Below are 1,513 nucleotides of genomic sequence, written 5' to 3'. Positions count from 1 at the left end.
AAATGTGTTAAAATATTGGTATATTCAAAATTACCCGAAAGGAACTAATCATGTTTAATATTAAAAAAATCATTAAATGGTTTTTTATTATTTTAGTGGTATTTCTTTTTTTAATTATCGTTTTTATTATGTTAACAGACCCCAATAAATTACCAAAAGAATAAATCCCTAGTTTAAAAGAAACCAAATTTGAAATAAGTGATGAATGGTATGACGATAATAACAAATGTCAAATGATCAAAACTAAATATACCTTTGATGGCCTTAATGGCATTGGTTATTATCAACAACAACTCGCTAACAAAGAAAATATCGGATCTTTTGAATTGATGAAAATTCAAGACCTTCTCGAACTTCAAAAAGAACCCTCTAACTTAGTTTGTTACATCAAAGACCGTCATCCTTTCGACCGTTGGAATAAAAGAGGACTGGATTATAAGCAAACCTCAGTGAACGAATTTAAATATTCTAGTTGTGATATGGAAGACGACAGTCATTTATATTCAAATATCAATTTCGAAAAACAATTCAAAGAAAACTCAGGCGGTAACTGTTTAATCCTTAAATACAAAGGTCCTAAACACTTCTTAGATGAAGACAAAGACTATTACCTTGGATGCTCACATGTTTCCAACTCCAATTTCAAATTAACCCATTTTCACCTCCACTTCAACCCAAAAAGAAAAACTTTATCTCTTTATGAAGGTAAACACAATAACGATAAAGCCAAAGAAGCTGAAAATAATAAAAGAACCAAGGAGGACTGGTGATAAAATCTTAACAACTTCGAATATATTAAAATTAAAGTAATAAAAACAAAAGGAGATTTAATTAATGTTTAAATTACAAAATCAATTTAAAATAATAAGTTTTTGTTTATTTGTTTTATTAGGAATTTTATTTATAACGAATAATTATTATGTTATGGCAATGAAAAACAATGAATTACAAAATAATTCTAATTTTAACGATAATAACATAGAAATACCTTTTGAAAATTTACCTAAACAACAAACAATTCAAATTAATAATTCTTTTCATGAAAAGAATATCATTAAATTTTTATTTGAAACAAAAATAAACCTTAGTAAAAAATTAGGGGTTTATGATTTGAAAAATTTAAAAGAAAAATACAATGGTTTTTTAATTAAATTTAATATAAATGTAAAACAATTTTTTAATACAAATGATGCTAAAATATGTTTATATAGTAATGCTAGTGATTTAGATAATCCTATATATGATCGTTATAATTTTATAGGTTTTTTGGAAAGGATAATAATAGATAATGTTTCTGAAGAAGGATTATTTAATTATAAATTAAAAAATAACAACCATATTGAAATATATAAATCTGTATTTAAACAAGGATTAGATAATAATTTGTCGGAATCGGAATTGGAAGAAAATGTTTTTAAAATAATCTTAGATTTTGATATAAAAAAAGAATCCAATGATTTATATATGTTTTTTATTTTGTATTCATATGGTTTTACAGAATCGAAAAATTATG

At 24.0% G+C, this 1,513-nt stretch carries 1 protein-coding gene and 1 pseudogene; both read left to right on the top strand.

What is annotated here, in order from left to right; genetic code table 11:
- The first annotated feature begins 50 nt into the window (after window positions 1-50).
- A pseudogene (locus tag OL66_RS02000) lies at window positions 51-770 on the top strand (effector).
- A 64-nt stretch (window positions 771-834) separates the two neighbouring features.
- Window positions 835-1,513, top strand: a 679-nt coding sequence (locus OL66_RS04310; RefSeq protein ID WP_034172258.1) for an SVM family protein, incomplete at its 3' end; no start/stop codon positions are given.

This window comes from Chrysanthemum yellows phytoplasma, assembly GCF_000803325.1.
GTDB lineage: Bacteria > Bacillota_I > Bacilli_A > Acholeplasmatales > Acholeplasmataceae > Phytoplasma > Phytoplasma asteris.
This window is presented reverse-complemented; position numbering and strand designations above follow the sequence as displayed.